The sequence below is a fragment of the Streptomyces sp. TLI_146 genome, from assembly GCF_002846415.1.
Taxonomy (GTDB): Bacteria; Actinomycetota; Actinomycetes; order Streptomycetales; family Streptomycetaceae; genus Streptomyces.
Genome location: NZ_PJMX01000001.1, coordinates 182,218 through 203,287 on the forward strand (window position 1 = coordinate 182,218; position 21,070 = coordinate 203,287).

Annotated in this window: 16 protein-coding genes and 1 pseudogene; 13 read left to right on the forward strand and 4 right to left on the reverse strand. The window is 67.1% G+C overall.

What is annotated here, in order from left to right:
- The first annotated feature begins 204 nt into the window (after positions 1–204).
- From BX283_RS41205 to BX283_RS00825, 4 genes are all read left to right on the forward strand, one after another.
- Positions 205–2,349 (forward strand): bacterial transcriptional activator domain-containing protein, encoded by a 2,145-nt coding sequence (locus tag BX283_RS41205; RefSeq protein WP_257581636.1) that lies wholly within the window; start codon positions 205–207, stop codon positions 2,347–2,349.
- Positions 2,350–2,389: 40 nt separating this feature from the next.
- Complete coding sequence (locus tag BX283_RS00815) at positions 2,390–2,824, forward strand: hypothetical protein (protein WP_101385766.1); 435 nt, start codon at positions 2,390–2,392, stop codon at positions 2,822–2,824.
- A gap of 966 nt (positions 2,825–3,790) precedes the next feature.
- Entirely contained in the window at positions 3,791–5,203 is a 1,413-nt protein-coding gene (locus BX283_RS00820; RefSeq protein WP_101385767.1) for a helix-turn-helix domain-containing protein, read from the forward strand.
- A 411-nt stretch (positions 5,204–5,614) separates the two neighbouring features.
- Positions 5,615–6,583, forward strand: a complete 969-nt coding sequence (locus BX283_RS00825) for a pentapeptide repeat-containing protein (RefSeq protein ID WP_180356981.1) — start codon at positions 5,615–5,617, stop codon at positions 6,581–6,583.
- On the opposite strand, the gene BX283_RS40290 is transcribed toward BX283_RS00825, so the two are convergent.
- Positions 6,494–7,141 carry a hypothetical protein gene (locus tag BX283_RS40290; RefSeq protein ID WP_180356982.1) on the reverse strand — a complete coding sequence of 216 codons (648 nt, stop codon included), beginning with the start codon at positions 7,139–7,141 and terminating at the stop codon, positions 6,494–6,496. The genes BX283_RS00825 and BX283_RS40290 overlap by 90 nt on opposite strands.
- A gap of 124 nt (positions 7,142–7,265) precedes the next feature.
- Between BX283_RS40290 and BX283_RS39895 the strand changes: the two genes are divergently transcribed.
- The 6 genes from BX283_RS39895 (at position 7,266) to BX283_RS00860 (ending at position 10,928) form a co-directional block, all read left to right on the forward strand.
- Positions 7,266–7,793, forward strand: a complete 528-nt coding sequence (locus BX283_RS39895; protein ID WP_143676318.1) for a hypothetical protein — start codon at positions 7,266–7,268, stop codon at positions 7,791–7,793.
- Positions 7,765–8,349 carry a hypothetical protein gene (locus BX283_RS00835; RefSeq protein ID WP_101385769.1) on the forward strand — a complete coding sequence of 195 codons (585 nt, stop codon included), beginning with the start codon at positions 7,765–7,767 and terminating at the stop codon, positions 8,347–8,349. The genes BX283_RS39895 and BX283_RS00835 overlap by 29 nt, the downstream gene beginning before the upstream one ends.
- 744 nt (positions 8,350–9,093) lie before the next feature.
- Positions 9,094–9,378, forward strand: a complete 285-nt coding sequence (locus BX283_RS00845; protein ID WP_101385771.1) for a hypothetical protein — start codon at positions 9,094–9,096, stop codon at positions 9,376–9,378.
- Positions 9,379–9,530: 152 nt separating this feature from the next.
- Entirely contained in the window at positions 9,531–9,776 is a 246-nt protein-coding gene (locus tag BX283_RS00850) for a hypothetical protein (RefSeq protein ID WP_143676319.1), read from the forward strand.
- Complete coding sequence (locus BX283_RS00855; RefSeq protein ID WP_101385773.1) at positions 9,773–10,348, forward strand: RNA polymerase sigma factor; 576 nt, start codon at positions 9,773–9,775, stop codon at positions 10,346–10,348. Before BX283_RS00850 ends, BX283_RS00855 begins: the two co-directional genes overlap by 4 nt.
- Positions 10,341–10,928, forward strand: coding sequence for a hypothetical protein (locus BX283_RS00860; protein WP_101385774.1), 588 nt, complete (start codon positions 10,341–10,343; stop codon positions 10,926–10,928). The genes BX283_RS00855 and BX283_RS00860 overlap by 8 nt, the downstream gene beginning before the upstream one ends.
- Before the next feature lie 260 nt (positions 10,929–11,188).
- Here the strand turns inward: BX283_RS00860 and BX283_RS39900 are convergent, their stop codons facing one another.
- Positions 11,189–11,623: a hypothetical protein gene (locus BX283_RS39900; RefSeq protein ID WP_143676320.1), complete on the reverse strand. Its 435-nt coding sequence runs from the start codon at positions 11,621–11,623 to the stop codon at positions 11,189–11,191.
- A gap of 87 nt (positions 11,624–11,710) precedes the next feature.
- Positions 11,711–11,863: a hypothetical protein gene (locus BX283_RS40295; protein WP_180356983.1), complete on the reverse strand. Its 153-nt coding sequence runs from the start codon at positions 11,861–11,863 to the stop codon at positions 11,711–11,713.
- A gap of 59 nt (positions 11,864–11,922) precedes the next feature.
- Here BX283_RS40295 and BX283_RS42335 point away from each other — a divergent pair.
- The 3 genes and pseudogenes from BX283_RS42335 to BX283_RS00880 all read left to right on the forward strand — a co-directional run.
- Positions 11,923–12,007 (forward strand): annotated as a pseudogene (locus BX283_RS42335) (IS5/IS1182 family transposase); the annotation flags it as partial.
- A gap of 189 nt (positions 12,008–12,196) precedes the next feature.
- Positions 12,197–15,898: a hypothetical protein gene (locus tag BX283_RS00875; protein ID WP_257581640.1), complete on the forward strand. Its 3,702-nt coding sequence runs from the start codon at positions 12,197–12,199 to the stop codon at positions 15,896–15,898.
- A gap of 525 nt (positions 15,899–16,423) precedes the next feature.
- On the forward strand, positions 16,424–16,975 hold the full coding sequence (locus BX283_RS00880; protein ID WP_143676321.1) for a hypothetical protein: 552 nt from the start codon (positions 16,424–16,426) through the stop codon (positions 16,973–16,975).
- An 835-nt stretch (positions 16,976–17,810) separates the two neighbouring features.
- Here the strand turns inward: BX283_RS00880 and BX283_RS00885 are convergent.
- On the reverse strand, positions 17,811–21,059 hold the full coding sequence (locus BX283_RS00885) for an NB-ARC domain-containing protein (RefSeq protein ID WP_101385779.1): 3,249 nt from the start codon (positions 21,057–21,059) through the stop codon (positions 17,811–17,813).
- Between the last annotated feature and the right edge of the window lie 11 nt (positions 21,060–21,070).

The following is a 21,070-nucleotide window of genomic DNA, read 5'->3' on the forward strand; positions in this document are numbered from 1 at the left end:
GCCCCATCGCCCAGCGCAGCCCGGGCGGGAGCAGGCATCGCCGTCCACCAACCCCTCCACCACGCCCCGGGCCAAAACACCGTCCCCGACCGCTACGCCGCTGCCGTCGGCGAAGCCGTCCAGCACCCCTACCTCCCCGCCCACCGCTCCCGGCCAAGGCACCCCGCGACGGCTTCCGCCAGCAACCCGCTAAACCAACGCACCGTGCTCGGCGCCGGCGCCCTGCTCGCAGCTGCTGTCACCGGCGCGCTCGCCCTGCGCCGCACCCTGCAGCGCCGCCGCCGCAAACCCGGCGAGACGATCGCCATCGCCCCTCAGACATCCACGGCCGAGGCCCAGTTGGCGGCGGCCGCCGACACCGGTAGCGCATCCCGCCTGGACGCGGCCCTGCGCACCCTCGCCCACCACCTGACCCAGCAGGACGACGACACCGCGCTGCCGCCACCGCTGCGGGCCGCCCGGATCGGGACCCGGACCATCGAGGTACTGCCCGACAACCAAGGCCAGGAACCGGTAGCACCCTTCACCGCCGGGCAGGACGGCTGGTGGGTCGTGCCCGCTGACGCCACCCTCCTGGACGAGGAGGCCGTCCGGGAGATACCGCCGCCCTATCCCGCACTGGTCACCATCGGCAGCACCACAGCGGGCGACCTGCTGCTCCTCAACCTCGCACAGCTGCCCGCCCTGCTGCTGGACGGCGCCCCGCTCCACATCACCGAGGTCTGTACCTCCCTCGCCCTCGAACTCGCCATGAGCCCCTGGGCCGCCACCACCGAGATTGTCATCGTCGGGTTCGGTGAGGAGCTACCGCAGCTGCTGCCCACCGCGCGGATCACCCACCTGCGCCAAGCCGCCCACGCGCTGCGCGACCTGAGTGAACAGCTGCTGGAAACACATCAGATACCCGACACAGCACATCATCCCTACGTGCTGCTGTGCGCATCCGCGCTGGACCCGGACATTTCTTGGCAGTTCGCCGACCTGATCGGCAGAGCTAGCTCCCTGTCCGTCACATTGATCGCCCCGGCGAGTACGACGTGCGGCCACTTCCCCCAGGCGCAAACCCTCAACGCCTCCCTCAACGAACCCCAGGCCCTCGACTGCACCGGCACAACGATCACCGTGCAGCGCCTGGAACAGGCCGCCTACCAGCAGATCACCACCGCCCTCAAAGCCTCCGCACAGCCACCCCACCCAGCCGAAGGAGCCTGGAAGGACGTCCCGGACGAGCCCGGCACCATCCAGCAGAGCAACCCGGCACCATCCCAGGAACCCCCTGTGCGCAAAGCCGCCACGCCCCCCACTCCGAAGCCGACAGCGGCCACGCAGGCCAGCAACGAGGTGTTCCCGGCCCTGCTCGCCGCCACCACCGCCCCCTCCGTAATCCGCCTCCAGACCACCCCCAGACCATCACCGCCACACGAAACTGAAGCCGGCCCCGGCACCCCAGCAGCCAGTCCCCGCACCCCCGCCTCCCCACCGCCCGCTCCTTCCCCCACCAGCCCACAGGCCGCGCAAGCCAACACCCCCGCAGCCCCCAGCCTGCAAGGGGGCCCCACCACGGCGGCTGAACACGCCGCACCCGGCCTGCACACCCCCGAGATCCGCGTCCTGGGCCCACTGGAAGTGACAGGCGTGGACAACACCGGCCACGGCCCGAAAATGAAACAACTCGCCGCCCTGCTCTACTTCCGGCCCGGACACAACGCCGATGTCCTGTGCGCCGACATGGACCCCGCCCACCCCTGGTCCACGCGCACCCTTAACGCACGACTCCAAGGCCTGCGCCACTGCCTGGGCAGCGACCCCTGCGGCACCCTCTACGTCCCCCGGCGCAAGACCGGCGAAGACCCCTACCGGCTTGACCCGAGCGTGCGCTGCGACTGGAGCCACTTCCTGCACCTCGCCGAACGCGCCATGCCACTGGGATTGGCAGGCCTCACCGACCTGGAAACGGCCCTGGCACTGGTACGGGGCACACCGTTCGGCGGCCGGCCGCTGCCCTGGGCCGAGCCCCTGCAGCAGGAGATGCTCACCCGGATCATCGACGTCGCCCACACCATCGCCGTCCACCGCACCGCACCCGGCCCCCACCACGATCTGAGCGCCGCACGCCACGCCATCATGACCGGACTCGACGCCGACGAATCGGCCGAAGTGCTCTACCGGGACTGGATCCGGCTGGAAGCAGCATGCGGCAACCGCACCGGCCTCCATACCGCCATCAACCGCATCCAAGAAGTCAACCAGACACTCGACTGCTCCCTGGAGACCGAGACGGAACAACTGATCCACGAACTCCTCAACACCCGGAAGGCCTCAGTGCCGTCTGAGGACTGTCCTTTATAAGCGCGTGAGCTGGGGCTTTGTCTGAGGGTACGGTCGCTGGGTGGAGTCGAAGCGGTGGAACGAGTGCCCGTTGCACGGGGCCGGTGTGCGTCCGGATTACCTGGTCGGGCGACGCCTTGAAGGAGTGCTGGCATCGTGGCACCTGTACGGTGGGCAGCAGCGGTCCGGTCCGCTGGATGTGTGGCTGATTGACAGCGCGGAGGCCGCCACCCACGTGACGACGGGCTCGGACTGGTGCCTGATCGTGGAGACATCGCTTCCTTTCAGGGGATACGACATGGCGGAGCTGGGCCGCATCGAAGTGGCGCCAGCTCACGGCGAGACCCCGTTCGCGAGCCACCTCGGCGAAAGAGTCCTGGCGGTACGCGAAGAAACGGACCCGGACCTCGGACGGCTCGCGCTGGAGATCACTTTCGGCTCCGGACGTGTCCGGTGTGACACCTGGTCCGGGGATCTGCGCCTGTCCAGTGAGTGATCAGCACGCCGGTACCAGCGGGAACCGTGTGAGGATCTCGCCATGTCTGAGGTGATCACGGCGTTGCAGGCGTCCTGGACTGCCCGTTCACCGGGCTGAGCCCGCACTGTTGCGTCAGTGGGTGAGGTTGCTTCCGACGTGAGGGGGGCAGTCCGCCGAGGCCAGCCGCGGAAGCAGAGGCTCCAGGACCGGCACTGGAGGCCCAGGGGGGCGCGGCGTACTGGCGCACCCACATGCGGCTGTGCCAGCTCGCCCTGTTCTTCGGCGTCTCCACGTCCGCGGCCGGCCGCAACATCAGCCCTCTCGGGTTTGCTCGCGCTCCGGCCCCGCAGGCGGTTTCACCGGGACACCGTGCTCATCGTGGACCCTGGTTGCCGCCTTCGACCACACGGCGGCCGAGTCTAACTACCGGCACTCGGATCGTTCGCGGTGGCCGGCCATCCCCTGCCCGCAATCCGCAATGACTGCACAGCAGGGGAGATGTCCGGCGCCGCGTTGGAGTCGCCCCGCCCGGTGACTGTGGACGCCAGGTGGGCACCGTTCGGTGCCCCGGCGACGAGAGGGGCGCGCATGCTGGTACGAGCCGTGGTGCACACATGGCAACCGGGCTGCGGCACATGGTGCAGGGGCGGAAACAAAACGCCGGCTCTCGTGCACAGGCGACAGACCAACCACCCCCGATGGTGCACCGGGACAATACCTCAGGCACCAGCGGGGCGCTTAGCGTTGCCGGGCATGACAGGCCAGTTGACCTGGACCCACACCCCAACAGAATCCGCAGACACAGCCCCGCACCCCCCGGCCCGGGACAGCGGGTTGACCCCTTCGCCCGAAGCCGCGACAGCCGCCCCGACCCGTGAACACCAGCGCCTGCGGCCCCCGCCCAGCCGGCCGGGACCGCTCAGCGCTCACCGGCATACCCGGCCCGCGGATCTGCTCGATGCGCTGGGCGCGTTGTCCCCGCGCATGCACCAGCTCCTGACCGAAGGCGACCGGCACGGCGCCTACACCAGCCCAACCCGGCAGCGCGGCGGCCACAACAGTGCAGCCTCCGACCACGCCTGGGCGCTCACACGCGCTGTGGCCGCAGGGGCGGTGCAGGCGGGCTGGAGCCGGGCCGCGTTCGTCCAAGTCCTCCTGGACGGCCCCTACCCGGCCGGAAAGCCCGCCCGCGCCCTCCAGCACCGACGCGGCTACGACACCGCTGTCACCTGGCTGCACCGCGCCTTCGACGGCGCCCACCACTACCTCCAGAATGGCCGTGACCCGCTGTGCGGCCGGCAGGACTTCCACGCCGCCCTCGCCGCCTACCGCACCCGCATCGAACGCACACCCTGGCCCGGCACCGCCGCCAAAACCGACCTGCGTAATCTCCTCGCCCGGCTGGACATCTGCGCCCGGTCAGGCGGATGGGACCACACCGTCTCCGAACGCGACCTCGCCGAACGCATGGGCTGCGCCCGCACCACCACCCACCGCTCCAACCAACGCCTCCAGCACGCACGGCTGTTACGCCAGCTCGACCACGGCTCCCCCACCCAAGGCGCCCGCTGGATGCTCCTCGCCCCCACCGGCACCGGCCCCCTCAATCTGTCGCACGATGAGTCCACCCCCCAACGGCCGCAGGCTGGGGGGGCCATGAGTGGACCCGCCATGAGACACACCCACCACCCCACGGGCGAACATGGCCACGGCGACAGTGACGCCGACCTCGACACCCACACCGCCGCACGACTCATGCCCCTCGACGCCTTCGCCCACCGCGGACTCAGCAGCAGCGGACTCGCCATCCTCGCCGCACTCGCCGAACACGACGGACAGACCCTGGCCGAACTCCAAGGATCCGCGTCCATCTCCCGCGCCACCGCCTACCGCCAAACCAACACGCTCACCCACCTCGGCCTCATCCAACGCGAAGGCGAACTCCTGCACTTGACTCCCGACGCTCTCGCCGGAACAGGCCAGCGCGGCCCCTACTGCGAACAGCCGGCCGCGGACTGGACCGACGTGGCAAAGCGCCTGGGCGTGCACGGCACCGCCCATCGCCGCCGACGACACCACAACGCCGAACGCGCCCGATGGCACAACCAACAAGCCCGATTCACAGACCGGGCCAGACAGACAACGCCAGTACCACCACGTAAACCGCCGGGCGAAGCCATCCAGCCCCACCGTCAAGGCACCTACAAGACCGCCGGCTCCCCCACCGAACAGCCGGGCAGGGAGGGTTGGAACACAGCTGAGTCAACCCCCGGTTACTCACCGGCATCCGCCATTCCAGTTGCCCCATCGTGGCAGACGGTTCCCTGCGTACCAGTCGAATCTGGCTCTCCTAGGCAGGGACCAAGTGGCCACTCTCGGGTGATGGACGGCAGGTGAGTCCGGGCGAACGTCCACCAAGCATCGGCTGGTTGCTTGCGCGTCACGGTCACTTCTCCCAGGTTGCGCGTGACGGGGGTGCAGGATCGAGGAGACGATGAACGCCGTGGTCTACCCAGCGTGCCGGGCCCGCAACGCCCCCGCCTGCAACACCCCCTCGCGCACCGCGGCTAACTTCCCCTCGCTCCAGATGACTTCCTGGAATGGAATGGCCGAAGAGCCTGATGGGCATGAGGCGGGTGCAAAGCCCGCCGACCGCCAAGGGAGACGACGATGAGCACAACAGTGCCGAGTGGGCCAGGGTCCGGGTCCGGGATCACCACGTCGGCGGGAGGACCGCCCCCACAACCGCCTGGAGGCCAGGCAGCCAACTCGTCACGGCGGGGAACTCTCTCGCATCTCAAGCTCAGCTTGATACTCGTCGGTGTCTTCGCCCTACTTCTGATGGTGATGTGGCGGGCACCTTGGTTCTTGGACCATGCCGAACTGGGCCACCTCAAAGAGGCGGGCCCTCAAGCGACGGTAGTGTCCGGGTTCCGAACCGCGCTGGCTGCGCTGCTGGTCGCTGCAGCGGGAGCGGTCAGCCTGGTATTCACCTCACGAACTCTGCGGGTGGCGCAGGATGCTCTGGAGCATAACCGTCAGCATGACAGCCGCCAGGAAGCGCTGGCCAGGGAAGCTCATCTGACGGATTACTTGGTCAAGGCTGTCAGTCTGCTCGCCGAGGGCGATCTGAATCTGCGACTGGGCGGTCTCTATGCCCTGGAGCGCATCATGAGGGATTCGGTAAAGGACCATGACACCGTGGTCCAGCTGCTGTCGGCCTACATCCGCGCGTACTCTCGCCAGCGGCCCGATGATGACGAGTGGCGTCTTCGCGACGACGTGCAAACGGCCCTGACCATCCTCGCCAGACGTCCCCCAGATCCCAGCGAGCGGGCCGAGATCGATCTCAGTTACACCGACCTCCGCGGTGCCCGGCTCCGCAACGCCCATCTGCCCGGCGCACAGTTCATCAAGTCCAACCTGGACAGGGCGGACTTCGATCATGTCGATCTGGCCGGATGCGATTTCACTGATGCCACTCTCGTCAGGGCAGACCTGGTGAGCAGCAGCCTTCGTGACGTTCGTCTCCAAGAGGCAGACTTGCAGCTGGCCAATCTCAAAGAGGCGGACATCAACGGCGCTCTCCTTCACCGCGCAAAGCTGGCCTGTGACGACACGAACCTCGCTACCGTAACCGTCCAGCAGCTCCTCACCGCCAGCGTCACGCATCAGACCGTCCTTGGCTCAGCACACAGCCAAGCCGAGGGTATGCAGGCACACATCAACGAGTGCACTCAAGCATTCATCGACGGAACAACACATGTAGGTGAGTGAGCGGAAGCTGATGCCGTCCTTCTCCACGACACGTTCGGCCCCAGCCAGCATGAGATGGCGCAGCTGGTCGGCACCGATGCGCCACAGCGGCGCGATGTCCTCCTGCCACGCCTGGAGCGGGGTCGGCCCGCCGAGCATCCGATGACGGTGGGCAGTGTTGTACCAGCGGGCCCAGTCGGCAAACCGCTTCACGAACCGCTCGATCCGTAACGGGCCGTCGCCGTCGGAGGCCGTCTCGGCGGCGCGCTGAGCGGCGACGGAGTCCTTGATCGGCCCGTACAGTTTCCCGCCTGCATCCCAAGGACTGCCCCGCACGAACCCGAGCGACGCGCGGCGCCGGCGCCAGTCGTGACCGCTGAGGACGCGCTCCTGGACGACGCCGAGTTCGCCGGGGACGAGGTCGAGTTCCTTCTGCGCGGCCCAGGCGGCGGCCTTGGCTTCGATCGACTCGGCGGCGTCGAAGTGGTGGCGCTGGGCGGCGATATGGCAGTCGCACTCATCGCACAGCCACTGGGGGCTTGACCTGGGCCGCTGACTCGCCTGAAGGCGATCGGGCATCAAGGGGGGAGGCAGTGCTGTCTCGTCAACTCTCCTGCGTGGAAGTGTCCGGTTCTTGTCCAGGCTGCGCGATCCAGATCTTGCGCCTAACCTATTAGGAAGGCAATTCCTACCGGGAGAAGCCATGGCCGTGGCGAGAAAGCTATTTCGGGGACAGAAGCAATGGACGCCAGGTATGCCAATTCTGGCGATGACAATGCGCGAATCGCGAGATCCCGAAAAGTGCACAGAACATGAGCTGGAAGAAATTGCTTGGGCGTTGAGACAAGTCGAAATCGACAGACGATCCAAGACGGCGAAGGATCGGCTGTTCAATCTACTACTTTCTTATCAGGACACCCGAACCCTCAGCCCTTACGTCTCCTTCGCGTCGACGAAGAGCGTCGCTCTTAATTTTGCACTTGAAGATGACACGCCCGGATATGTGATCGAGATTAATGATTGCGGCCTGGGTGACACGCTCGACTTCAACAGCGTTCGAAGAAAGTATGACTTGTGGGCAGACCAAAAGCCGTGGCTCAATGAGATCGGGGTGCCCCGTGCGGTCACCCCGGAACTGATCCGAAGGGTCTCTCTAGTAAAATACGACGATCTCCACAGGGTGACCGAGGAGGTGATCTACGGTGGAAGCACAACTGGCCGTCCAGTCTGAAGAGTTGGGCTACTTCGCATGGGGTCTCGGTGCAGTTCCCCGTCTGGGCGACCTCACTGAGTGGGCCAACCCTACCGACGTCGCGAAGATCATCGACGATGCGTTCACCTACGAAACAGCGCCCTCGGCCCCCCTGCGCGAGGAGCCTGATATTCGGTATGTGGACCTCGTTACTGAGCGCCCCAACTACCCAAACCTTTCCCTTTCGATGCCTGCCGAGATGCAATACAAGGCGGATGTCGAGTTGCTGAATACGCCCGAGAACGATGTTGCGGCTTACCGCCTAATGAGGGTCAGCTTCCTTGCCGCCCTAAGTGGGGTGCAGGACTCCCTGGGATGGCTAACGTTGCTAATGCTGCGTGGCTCATTGAATAGGCAAGCCTCGATTGCCAAGTTTCTGAATCTCGCTACAGCGGGACAAATAAGGGACATCACGCCCCCTCCCTCACGGGATGCAGTCCTGGGAATTGTGGCGAGCATGGAAAAGCATAGCCATCTCTACAAGATGCGCATCCCGTTTTCCGAAGTCATGACGGCATACAAGCAATCGCATTAGCGGAGGTCAGGTCGGTCACTCGCGGGTAGCGCGTGCCCGGCTGAGCGGGAGCTGGGGGACACCGGCCGAGCTGTTCGTGGTGTACTCGCGGAGGGCGGCGTTCTCCGCGAGCAGGGGCATGATGACCGTCGCGGCTGACGGCGACTTGGTCCTGACCCGGTGGCACTCCTCCCGACTCTTGGGGACTGTTGTCCTCCAGCAAGGCCCGATCAACCTCGGCCACATACCCGACCTGCCACACGGCGCGGTGGTTCGCGAAGTGCAGCTGCACAACTTCTCCGAGGTCTGGCGCCAGCCGCTCCGCAGATGAGACCGGCCCGCTACGGCGAACCACAATGTCGCGGCCACAAGAGCCCGTCTCCGAGCTTGGGACGCCGCGTCGTAACGGACCGCCCAGACTCCAAGATCAAGCCGTGGTGGATTTCTGGCGTATCGGGGGCATGCCGATCACGCCAGCCGCCGTGATTTTCTCGCTGGCACTGAGTCGACTCCAGGGGTGCCAGTCACCAGGTACTGCGTCGGTTCCAACGCTCCCCTGGTCATCTGGGCGTGCCACCACGAGGGGAGGCCCCCCGGCGGGAGTCATAAACACGCAGAGGCCATGGAAATCAAGGACCAGGCGGATCTCACAGGAACTCACGGGATGTCGCACAAGTGGATGCGGCCGGTCTCGCGGTGCTTCAGAGCCTGCCTGTGAACCCCCGTCGTCCGCCCGGAGGGGGGCGCGGGGGGGAGAGCGCGTGCGTGCCGGCCGCCGGGGCGCAGGCGACGGGTCAACGACAGGCTCTCAGCATCCACGGCCCGGGACTGGCCGCCGCCGTGCTCGGCAGGGACAACACGTCCCTGCGCACCGAAGTGGACGGCTGGCCGCCATTCAACGGGCACCGCGTCACCCGGGAGATGTGCGCAGCGATCCAGGCCAGGAGGCCCGAGCAAGCGCACGGCTTCGTGTACGAGAACGTCGCGGCGGTATCCAAAGCGATGGGGCAGACGGAGTGCTCAGGGCCGCTGTTCGGCAGGCCCTGGTGAGGAGATGACCAGACACTCCGAGAGGACCTATCGGCCGTCTCCCCTTTGTGGGTTCCTACGAAGTTTCAGAAGTGGATGTAAGTCCGGAGCGGATTCTGGCTTAGGGAGGTGTGCGGCGCTCGGAACGCGCTGCGGAGAAGAGGGAGCGCTTCATGGATCCGGTCACCGTCACTGCGGGCGTTGGCGCGGTTGCGTCGGTGTCCAGGGTGGGATACGTCTGGCTGAGTGCGCGGATGCATCGGCGCCGTGTCGAGCTGGAGGTCCGTCGCGAGCAGGAGCAGTACGCGGCACTGATTGCGACCATCGGTCTGCTGCCGCCCGGCAGCGAGATCACTGAGCAGCACCCCGACGGTCGGTGCGTCACCGTCAAACTGCCGTTGAGTGAGGCGGTCTCATGAGCGAAGCCCCGGTGCAGGCCGGGCAGGAAGAGTCCTTCCCGCGCCAGCAGGAGGGACGCTCCCTGCGGGAGCAGACCGTACGGCGCGATGATTTCCCTGCCTTCTATCGTGCGCAGAAGAAGCATCTGACAGCGTTTTTGGCGTACCTGGGGGCGGACCTGCACGACGCGGACGACTTGGCGCATGACTGCCTGCTCAAGTTGCTACCTCACCTGTGGAGGTCCATCGAGTTCCCCCATGCCTATCTGCGGACGGTCGCCTTTCATGCCTATCTGAGGCAGGGGGAACGGACTCGTGAGGTGCCGATGGATCAACTGCCGGTGCTGCCCGGCGGCCTTGACCCCGTGAGGTGCGTGGAGCTGTCCGAGATGACCGCGAGGATCAGGGAGGCGGTCGCGCAGCTGCCATCAGGCGAGCGCACCGTGATGGCGTTCGTGCTCAGCGACGCCGACGCGGGCGAGATCGCTGTGGCGCTCAATGTGGAACTCGGCACTGTCTACACGAGAGTCTCCCGTGCACGCGCACGTCTGAAGGTCGCGCTCGGCTGGGCGGAAGGAGAAGAGGATGCGTGACTTCACGCTCGACGAAAGCGCCCGAACCAAGGACGACGGCCGCCTCGACCAGTTGCTGGCCGCCGCTCACACCGAGTTCGTCGATGCCATTGAGGCGGCACAGAAACCAGACAGTGTCCGCCGTGTCCGCGAGGCGCTGGTCTGCATGATGGAGTCTGGCGACGAGACGACTGAGGAGCGCCAGGTGCCGATGCTCTCCACCGTGCCGGAGCCGGATGCCCTTGTCGGGCCTGCTCTTGCGGGGGCATTGAAGGCTCTCGCGGAGCTGAAGAGGTTGCTGAAGGAGACTGAGCAGTCCATCGAGGTGACTCCGAGGTTGAGGAAATGGGCGCGGCGAGGTGTCCGGCGCACGGAGAACCTCGTCGACATGCTGTTGCTGCGCAGGGCGGTCCGGCAGGAAGCCGACGCATTCTTCACGAAGATGAAGGCGGGCCTCCTGATCTTGAGGGCTCGGTCCACACGCGCGAACGACGAGAGGCATGCCCGAAAGCTGACGGCACAGCTCTCGGTAGCCCGTGCTGCGGTTGCCTACCTCTTCGATGACTCGGACAACCTCGAAGAGGCCAGAACCCGTCTTTGAACCCCCGTCGTCCGCCCGGAGGTCGGGCGCCGCTGATAGAGCGTGCGTGTAGGCCGCCGGGGCGCAGGCGGGGGTTCAAAGACAGGCCGCCTCAGCGGCGCGCACGTGCAGTTGAGCGAGGCCCGCACCGATCAGTCGGTACGGGCCTCGAACCATGTCTGAACACCCTGTCAGGGAGATGAAACAGCTCTCACTGAGGGGCATCGGCTGGGCAGCGCTGGAGACAGGACTGCCCAGCAGGGCTGATGCCTATCAGAGATCTACGGGTTCACGACCTTGCCGTTGCGGGTGTGGAAGAGGATGTTGCCGCTGCTTAAGCTCTTCCCGCAGGAGAGATCGTCTTCTACGGCGACGCGGGACGGGGTGCCGCCCCACGGGCTGGGAATGACGTGCACGTATGTGTACTTGAAGTCGAGCACCAGCGTGTTGCCCTGACGTGCCGACCCCTGGACGATGCGCTTGCCGGTGAGGATCGTGGAGATCGTCGGGTTGGTGCCCATCCCGTCACTCCCTTCCTCACAGTTGACCCAGTACTGGAGGCCGGTCGTGCCGCCCGCTGCTGCGGCTCTGGCGACAGTTCCGTTCGGGGAGCGAGAGGGCGAGGCGGTGGCCGTCGCAGTTGAGGCGAGCGCGGCCAGGGCTGTCATACCGAGCACGGCCCCCGCGAGCCTCGTTCTCCTGCGGGCGATGGACATAGTGATCTCCTTGTATCCCAGTGCTGTTCCCGGTCGGACCCGGGAGTCGGACAGGGACCATTTAAAGGATCACGACTCAATACCGGATCAACAGCACCTAAATGCGGCGATCATGCCTTCCTCCGCGTATCCCAACGACATCAGCGAGCTGCGGCTGCCGATCGCCAGGCGGAGTGCATGCTGCACCAGTTCAGCGCCGTAGATCCGCTCAGCGGCCGCTCGTCCGTACACGTCGACCATGGAGGTGACTAGGGTCGCGCCACGCATGAAATCGCCCCAGGGCTCTGCCCACGTCGACCGTCGAGAGGGCCATCAACAAGCTGAAGAACTACCGCGCCGTCGCGACCCGTTACGACAAAGCGCGGATACGTCTTCCTCAGCACCCGCCCTGGTCATCTGTCGGCGACGCTCGAAAAGTCGCCGACAGCACATTTCTGGAGGCTGGAGAGAGGCCGAAGCAAATCAGGCCTCTGGCTGGGGAGTTGTCTGTCAGTCTGTCGGTGCAGATCACTCCGGACGGGGAATGGACATGCGATGGCCGCTAGGCGCCTCACCTCCACGCAGTATCGACGTGTGGAGTGGAAGGTCCTCGACCGGGCCTTGGCGCGTTTTTCGACCGAGTCACTCATCGTCCTGCTTCAGGCAGCGCTCGCCTCACCGGGCGCCATCCGCTTTCATGATCATCTCTTGTTGCTGTTTTCTCGCGTTCTGCGCTCCCCCGCCCGAGGCGGTGTTCCAGCTGGTGCTGGCGACCTGTCGTTGCTGATGGAAGCCGCTGGGCGCGCGGCGCCTGGACGCGGTGTGGTGACCGAGCGGGATCCCAGTGACGTTCGCGGCCGAGTACGGTTCTCGATGGGTGAGGATCGTCTGCTGGTGCACCCGGGGCAGCTTGCTCACCCGTTGCTGTTCCTGCGCTCGTTGAAGCTGACTGCGGGGGCTGTGGACGGGCCTTTGCGGAAGGTTGTCGGGTTCGGGGTGGAGGATGTCCTTGAGCTGGCTCTGCGGCTGAGCGATCGGAGCCTGAGGGCCCTGTCGGCAGCCTGGCCGGAGCCGAATAGTGCCGGGGATAGTGAGGAGGCAGGCCCGCTCGCCTGCGAGGTCACGGCCGCCGAGGTGTACGCGGCTGCCGAGGTTGCCCGTGCCGATCCGCAAGCACTGGTGTCCCTGTGCCGTTGCCCGGAGCGCGCTGGGCGGGCATTGCAGTGGCTGACGTGCCGCATCGAGGATCTGAAACTGCGCTACCACCCCGAAGCGCCCCTGCTCGGCCCGGTGCTCGCGCTGAGCGCGCATGGTCGGTGCCTTCCCGTTCCGGCCTGTGCGGCGACAGACGCGGTTGCCCCGGCCGTCGCCCGCCTCCTCTCCTTGCTGCCTCCCGATGCTCTCAAAGCGTCCGAGGCGCGCATGCAGGATCTGACCGTTGGCCGGCTGGCCCGCCTGCTGGGGCTGGACACCGTCCCCGCCCGGCCGGGTCCGGTGTGTGTGCTGTCCTCACCCAGCCATCGCTACGACATCGCCATCGTCAGCGCTGTCGCGGAGAGCAGCTTGGCCACTCGTCTGGAAGAAGGCCGCGCAGCGCTCGCCGACACCGCGCAAGACCGCGGACGGCTCGTGGTCTATGGCGGCCCACGGTTCCTGGGGCCCGAGCTGGTCTACGACACCCTCTACCTGCACGTGGAGGAGGTGGCCGAAATCCTGCACGACGCCGAGGGCAACCTCGCGCTGTTGGCCCTGTTCGTCCTGGAGCTGACGCAACACCCAGGCATCCACGGCATCGGCTACCGGGACGCCCTCACGGCATGGTCGGCCTGGCACCGTACGGGCGCGCTGCTGGTCCCGGGCCCCGATGGCGACAACGTCGCGGGCGTGGCCACCGAATCCGTGCGCGATGAGGTCTGGGACCGGGCCGCTGCCTGGTCGGGCGTCGACGAGGTCCTGGCCGCCGTCCAGCTGCCGCCTGCCGAAGACTTCCTGCACACGCGGCTCAGCCCAGCGCAGGGCGGCGCGGCCGGCACGTACGCCGACCTTGATCACGCCACGCCGGAAGGGCTCGTGATGGTGCGGGCGGCCACCCTCCCACCGCTGGTGATCGTCGCCGTTCCGGACAGGGGGCCAGGCGCGATCCTGGACGTGGTGGCGATGAGCGGACTGGCCGAGTCACTGCGCACCACGTTCACCACCCTGGGACCGGTAGTTACACATGCCACCCTCCCTCACGGTGCACCGCTCCTGGTGCAGATGAGCGTCGCTCGCCAGGCCCACGCGCACCCGGCCAGCCCCCAATCGCCCACCCCGCCTTGCGGAATGAGGAGTGACGGCGAGCGAGGCTCTGAGGAGTGGCTGCTGCTTCGATCCAGCGTGGATGCGGACACCGGGCGGATCGGCATCGAGATCGACCCGCCGCTGCTCGCCGCGTTCTCGGGAGACGGCCGCGAAGGTCACGCCATCGTGGGCAGGCTCCTGCACCACCTCATCGAGCAGGTCCGCCTCGGCCGCGGCGCCAAGCCGGGCACCGGTGCCGAGGCCTTCAGCGCGGCCTGGAACAGCACCCACCCGGTCCTTCGCCTCACGGCCGCCACCCACGCGTGGCCCGCCACCGCCCCTGCCTTCACCCTGCCGAACTCCCCTCACGTGCATGCCCGGGCCTTGCGCGCCGCGGCCGCCGCAGTACGGTCTGCCGAGGTGCCGGCGGGCAGCTGGCGCGGCCCGGACGCATATCGCCGGGGCGGGCCCGGCGAGCAGCTGCTGCACGCCCTGGAAGGTGAACTGGACCAGCAGATCCGTGCCTTTCAGCCCTCTCTCATGCCAGAGCTGGCGCGGCAGTTGAACGCTGCCTGGGCCGACAGGACCCGCTCGGCCCAGCAGAGCGCCGTCAACCTCGCCACCCCCTGGGCGGAAAACTGGACTTACGAGGCCCACCGGCGCCAGGCCGACGGGGCACGCAGCACCACTGCCCTGCAGCTGCTCCTGCAACACGCGCTCACGAGCCCTCCCTCCGGAGAAAGGGCCGTGGACGTCCTGGCCATCGCCGACCTCGCGGCGCTGGCCGAACTCGTGCTGCGCAGCGGGCTCACCGCGGTCGCCGCCTCCCGGCGCCTGCACGACCTCCGCCTGGACATCGCCCCCAGCGGCGTCTTCACCCTCACCACCGGCCCCGACACCGACGACACGGACGCCGACAGCAGCCCCGAGCAGCACGAACACCTGGGCTTCGATGCCGATGCCTACCACCAAGCCCGGCAACAGCTCCTGACTGCCCGGCTGATGGCCGCCGAGCCTGCACTCACCGATGGCGCCGCCGTACTCGCCGCCCCGCCTCCCCGCACCGAAGTCGCCTTCACCCCGCCCGAGCTACCAGCGGGCAGCCAGCTCGCACGGGCCGACCGGCTGCTCCACGAAGAATGGGGCTGCGGCTTCTCTGCACTCGGTGCCGTCCTTGCCACCGCAGCCGACTGGCCCACCGACCCCGATGGCATCGCCGCCGTCACCACCGAGGACTTGGCGGCCGAAGCCGCCTCGTGGTCCGACCTTCCCGCCAGCGAGATCCGCGCGGCCGTTGCCCGCCTCCGGCTGCACACGGGCAACGCCGCCGGCAGTGGCTCCCACCCCTACACCGAAGTCGAGCGCCGCTCCCGCCCCCTGATCCAGCCCCTCATCACCGTCGGCGACACACTGCTCGTCCTGCCCTGGCTCGCCTGCGCCGCGCGCGATGCCTACGCGGCCTACCTCGACGGAGGCCGGCTCCCGCACCCTGACCTTCCCGACAAGATCACCCAGGCACTGTTGCGCCACCGCCAGCAGCTCGACAAGCACTTGGAGCGGGAGATCGCCGAAGCAGTCCGTGCCGCGGGGTACGCCCACCGGTCTCCACTCCTGGAGAAGACCGCCCGCGCCCACGGCATTCATGAACTGGCCGGAGAGATCGACCTCCTCGTCGCCGATCCGACGACCGGGCGACTGTGGGTGATCGAAGCGAAGAACCCCACACCAGCCATCGCAGCACCCGCACTCCTCCAGCACATCAAGAAATTCACACGGGATTACTGCGACAAACTCCTGGCCAAGACCGCCACCCTCGCAGCCCACCCCCACCAGGCAGCCAGCCTCTGCGGCATCACCCCTGCGCAGAACTGGCGCGTCCTACCTCTCATCGTCACCCGCACCGTGGAACCCTCCGCCTTCCTCGCAGACCCCCGCCTCCCCTACACCACAGCCGAGCGCCTCACCGCGGTCCTGGCCAACCCCACCGACCCCGAACCCGGCTGGATCCCAGCCTGAGAAAAAGGGCACCGGCACGGGCCTGCCGGGGACATGCGTGCAGCTTTCCAACGGGATCTCCACCGGGAACACCCACGGCAGCCAGGGACTGGAACCCCCCAGGTGTGCGGTATCCCTCCGATCCGACACGGTGTGCGGCCGCGAGACACCCAAGGTCAGGCAGAAGCGCAGGCAACGAGCGGTGAGAACCTGCAAAAATAGACGGGATCTGTCCCGCCCTCCCCACCAGGCGGGCGCCCGCCACCAGTGGACGGCGGCCCCCAATCCTGCCGAACTCGCCCACCGAGACGCCCGCGACCTGCACGCCCTGTGGCCCCCTCTCCGCTGACCACTGCAAGTTCAGGATACGCCGCAGGCGTCCTCGTTCGGGCCTGATCCCAGCCATCGCCACCCGCACGCCCGCTCCGCGCGCCTACGCCCGGCCTTGTGACGGTGAGAGGCGCACGGGCCAAGGTAGGCACGGTGCAGGCGGCGTGGGACCAGGCAACAATCCTTCGTACGGCAGACGACCAGAGGTCATGGCCCGTGCTGAGTAAGCGCATCACCGCGGCCACAGCCCTGTACGGCACGGGCGAACTCCTCCGCGGAACTGTGTTTCTGATAGCCGGGGCCCTCGACCAGATCGGCGCCGGCCAACCGGGCCGTGAAGACTTCGTCGAACGCTTCACCGATAAGCTGATGGACAGGATCGCCCAGAGGCACGAGGTGGTCGACCCAGCCGACTTGCCCATGGTCCTCCAGATCGTGCGCGTCGCCTTTGATGGCAACGACCCGGTGGCCTGGCGGGAGCAGGCAGGCCCCGTCCCCGACAGCGAACCCCGCACTATGACCTGCGCCCTCGCGCTGATCGCCAACTTCGTCGACCATGTGGATGGGCCCGGAGCGTGCGAGCGAGCATTACTCAGCACACTCGGCGACGCCTCGCCTGACTGGTGTTCCGGCCCTGGCTATCGCGGGCGGCGACTTCGGCACAGAGGCTGCGAAGTGCTCGCGGTTGGATCCCTGAACCGAGAGATCATGGGCTCACCGCCGCATTCCCCCGGGGCAGACGCGCGCCCTCCGGTCATGCGGCCCTGACCTGCCGGGGCCTGGTGGACATCATCCGAGCACCCGCACGGGCCATGGTCCTGACTGAACTCCAGGCTCCGGCACACCCGCGCAGTGGGCCAGCGCCACGAAGCAGTTCGGCTGGTGCGTCCTGCACGTCGGGAAGATCGGCTTCGCCGACATCCACACTACCGACCAGCAAGGAACACCCGCGCCCTGTGCACAGCCTCAGCATCCGGCCGCTTCGTTGGTGCCCGCATCCCCACCACGTACGCGCCACCAACCACGCAGACTGAGGACTCCTTGAGACAGGGCCTGTCTCCCACCCTGGCGGGGGGGGCGGATCCTCTCGGGGGCTGGCTGAGCTGCGAAGACGCGATTTGCGTGTGGTTGTGCCGTCGTACTTCTACTGTGGCGGAGGTGGGGCGCCATAGTGTCTTTGCCGGAAGAACTTCAGGCACGGGAGGCTGCTGCTCGACAGCGAGTGGAGGAACTTCAAGCTGAGGCCGAAGAGTTGGCGTTCCGGCTGGAGAAGGCACGAGAGGATCTCTCGCGGTTGGCTGCCGGATGTGTACCGGAACATCGTGGGTGCGCCGTGAAGAGCAGTGGTTCGAGTGGAGGTGAAAGACCTTCACCGCTGATCCCGACGGACCCAACAGCAGTGGGCGACGTGCGGCTTCATCCCATCTGGCGCATTCCCGGTGAGGCGGGGGTGCGGGACACCATCCACAGCGGTGGTGCAGGCTGCTGGTCCAGACGTGTTCCTGGAGGCACAGCACACTCTCTGGAGCGGCGCCTTATCCGGACCTGCCCTCCCACATCGGCCGCAGGGGCCGGAAGCTCCGCTGCGGCCGTGACCACCGGGTCAGCGAGAATTCCTCTGGACGAAGTCGAAGAGGTACAGCCCTGCCTGCCCTGCGGCGGCCAGCCGGTGGCCTTCTGGGGACCATGCGCAGCCGCCGACTGGCAGGGCGACCCTGGTCCCCGCGACAGGTTTGGTGTCGTCGTCTAGGTCCCACACGGTGATCGTTCCGTCGTGTCCGGCGGTTGCCAGCAGTCCGCTGACGGGGTTGAAGGCGCACGAAGGTAAGCCAGTGGGGTAACGGATCACCTTGCGGCCGCGCTTGCCGGATGTCGCACGCCAGAAGCGAACGGAACGATCTTCGCCCGCGACGGCAAGGAGCATGCCGTCGGGTGAGAAAGCACAGGTGGGAATAGCTCTGAGAGTGCCAAAATGCGTGCGGAGCTGGCTTCGAGTAGCCCAGTCCCACACGTTCACGCCTCCCACATGGGCGGTGGCGAAGAGCGTGCCGTTTGGGCTGAAGCAGCAGGCCGTGATGAACGAGGTACCGGCGGAGAACTGGCCGACGGCCTGACCGTCTGCGACGCGCCAGAGCGTGATCGTTCCACGGCTCCCGCCGGTGACAAGATATCCGCCGTCACAGGTGAACGTGCAAGCCCCGATGTCGTAAGCAGGATCCGCCAGCCGATGCAAGCGGGCTCCAGTTGTCCTTTCGTAGATTCCCGCAGTTCCGTCGTCGTCGACCACGCCGAGATGGCGCCCGTCTGGGCTGACGGCACAGGGCGTGCCTGGTCTGGCATGTGTGTCTAGTTCAGTCAGCAGCCCTCCCTCGCTCGCGTTCCAGATCGAGGTGGAGCCGCCTACGTTGGTTGTCACCAGCGCAGTACCGTCTGGGGTGAACACAACGGCGTCCATGGCGCGGCGGCGCCCGAGTATGTCATGCGCGATTGCGCTGGCATATGGATTCCACAGCCGTACTGAGCCGTCTTGGTCTCCTGTCGCGAGCTGTGACCCGTCCGGGCTGTAGGCGCAGGCCCAAGACTGTGAACCCTTTCCCGTGCCGTGCGCTATGCGCGTCTCCTGACGAGTCATCCGGTTCCACAACCAGGCTGATTGGCCGCCGGTGCCGACGGCAGCCAGGAGTGGGTCCGCGGGTGAGAAGTCGCAGGCAGTGACGGCCTCGTGGCCGGACATGGCGCCGTTCACCTGGCGGCCGCTCGCCCAGTCCCACAGACGTACTGCACCGTCAGCGTCGCCGCTGGCCAGGAGGTGGCCGTCGGCACTAAAGGCGCATGCTGTCAAGCGCGCCGGGTCGTCGGGCCGCAACTCGTCGTACGGTTCGCCAGAACTTAGGTGCCATAGCCGCACGCTTCGGTCGCCGCCCACGGTGGCAAGGACGTTCCCATCAGGGCTGATCGCGCAGTCGAGGACCGCGCCCGGATGCCCGCGCAGGACGTGCGCCCGCTCCTTCGAGGGCAAGCGCCAGATTCTGACCGTGCGGTCCGCACCCCCGGTTACGGCCAAGGTGCCGTCCGGGGAGAAGGCGGCGGTGTGCACGATGCCGTGGTGGCCGATCAGTTCACCTGCGGGTTCGGCCGAAGCCACGTGCCACAGCCGTGCCGTGCCGCCATGACCGACGGTCAATAGCAGGGTCCCATCGGGATGGAACGCGCATGCCCGCAACGGGACCTGACCACCGGGGTCCAGGACATGCAGTTGCCTGCCGTCTCGTATATCCCACAACAGGCCGAGACCGTCCTCGCCACTGGTGGCCAAGATCGTCCCACCAGGATGAAAGGCGCAGCCGCGCACGGCGCCTCGGTGCCCGCTGAGAGTACGCAGGACGGCATGGGAGACGTGGTCAGGCAGTAGCCAGTGAGGCCGCAGATAGGGGTGGCCAAGGCCAGCCCATCCGGGCGTGGTGTCGATGGATGGCACCGCCTCCAACCTGGCGAGCAGAGTGCAGGAGAGCGCATGCGATGGTTGGCATGGTGCTAGCAGGTGGGCGTTCTGTGCGATGAGGTGCCGCAACCGCGGCCCGAGCAGGCTAGTCGAGTGCGTGAGGTCCGACTCGACGGCGGCCGGGCCGTAGGCGTGCAGTCGGGCCAGCATCCAGCGTGGCTCCGTCACCAGCGCCTCCAGTGGCTGCGGCTGCTGCGCCTGTGCCATGTGGTGGACGAGGTGCTGCCACCAGTACTCGGCCCGTACGGGAATCTTCCACCAGGCGGTGTTGTCATCTTCGCTCGGCAGAGTGTTGGCCGCGGCTTCCAGGAGCACCTCGTGAATATCGGCCTGACGAACGCCGAGCTCGGCCCGAGCGTAGTCGCGGATGACGTCGTGCAATCGGATGAGCGGCGGTTTCTCACGCGCATCAGCCACCAGCGACAGAGCGGCGAATTCCGCGCACGCGGCTGCCGTCTGCGCTGAACTCAGCCCAGCCGTACGGCCCCACAGCAGGGCAAGCACGTCTCGGTGGATGTCGGTGTCCTCGGGGAAGATACCCAGTTCGAGGAATCGGTCACTCAGGTCGGAGCCAAGCAGGCGCAGCCCCGCCTCAATCGTCAGGCGGACGGCCCTCGCCCGTGCCTGGTGCTCGTCGATCCCTGGCGGGTCCTGTTCGTCGATCCCGGACGGTCCGTGCTCGCGCAAGACAGACAGGACGGCCTCGGCCGCCTCATGCGGCGCGGCCCCTCGATCGGTACGTATCCGCAGCTGGGCATTGACGAGAGAGGCAAGCAGCGGCCATCGCCCGACCGTCCTGACGAGGTGTTCGGTCTCCGCGGCGTCGAGGGCCAGATGCACACCGTGGGTGATGAGGCGCCCGGTCTCCTCGCTGCTCATTTCGTCGACCCTCATTGGCCAGACGTCTCCCCGCAGGGCATCCCTCACCCTTGTGGTCACCAGCCGGGTGCATCGATCACCGCCAGACAGGAACGGCGACAGTTGCCCGGCATGCCAGACGTCATCGATGACGAGAAGCGTGGGCAGACACCGGTCGAGCATGTCGCCCAGCTCAAGGCCTGCTTGCTCCGGGTCGGTTACAAGGGCCCGCCTGCCGCTGATTCGCGCGTAGATGTCGTTGACTTTGGCCGCCAGCGCTGGGCCCGTCGCGTTCTGGCCCAGCCGCGTCCACCAAGCCCCGCCGGGAAACCGCTCCAGTATCTCTGGCGCGTTGAGAGCCTGGATCGCGAGCGTGGTCTTGCCGAACCCACCGGCTCCGATAAGAGCGACAGTAGAAGGTTTAGCCGTGTTCGGGAGGCCACCGGTGAGCCGTGCGAGCAGCTCTGCCAGGATTTTCGGCCGGTCCACCATGGGAAACGGCA

Excerpts from the sequence above, each read along its gene's own strand:
- BX283_RS00860 (WP_101385774.1), top strand. The coding sequence starts at position 10,341 with ATGCGTGACTTCACGCTCGACGAAAGCGCCCGAACCAAGGACGACGGC.
- BX283_RS00850 (WP_143676319.1), top strand. The coding sequence starts at position 9,531 with ATGGATCCGGTCACCGTCACTGCGGGCGTTGGCGCGGTTGCGTCGGTG.
- BX283_RS00820 (WP_101385767.1), top strand. The coding sequence starts at position 3,791 with ATGCACCAGCTCCTGACCGAAGGCGACCGGCACGGCGCCTACACCAGC.
- BX283_RS40290 (WP_180356982.1), bottom strand. The coding sequence starts at position 7,141 with ATGCCCGATCGCCTTCAGGCGAGTCAGCGGCCCAGGTCAAGCCCCCAG.
- BX283_RS39895 (WP_143676318.1), top strand. The coding sequence starts at position 7,266 with ATGGCCGTGGCGAGAAAGCTATTTCGGGGACAGAAGCAATGGACGCCA.
- BX283_RS40295 (WP_180356983.1), bottom strand. The coding sequence starts at position 11,863 with ATGGTCGACGTGTACGGACGAGCGGCCGCTGAGCGGATCTACGGCGCT.
- BX283_RS39900 (WP_143676320.1), bottom strand. The coding sequence starts at position 11,623 with ATGTCCATCGCCCGCAGGAGAACGAGGCTCGCGGGGGCCGTGCTCGGT.
- BX283_RS00855 (WP_101385773.1), top strand. The coding sequence starts at position 9,773 with ATGAGCGAAGCCCCGGTGCAGGCCGGGCAGGAAGAGTCCTTCCCGCGC.
- BX283_RS00885 (WP_101385779.1), bottom strand. The coding sequence starts at position 21,059 with ATGGTGGACCGGCCGAAAATCCTGGCAGAGCTGCTCGCACGGCTCACC.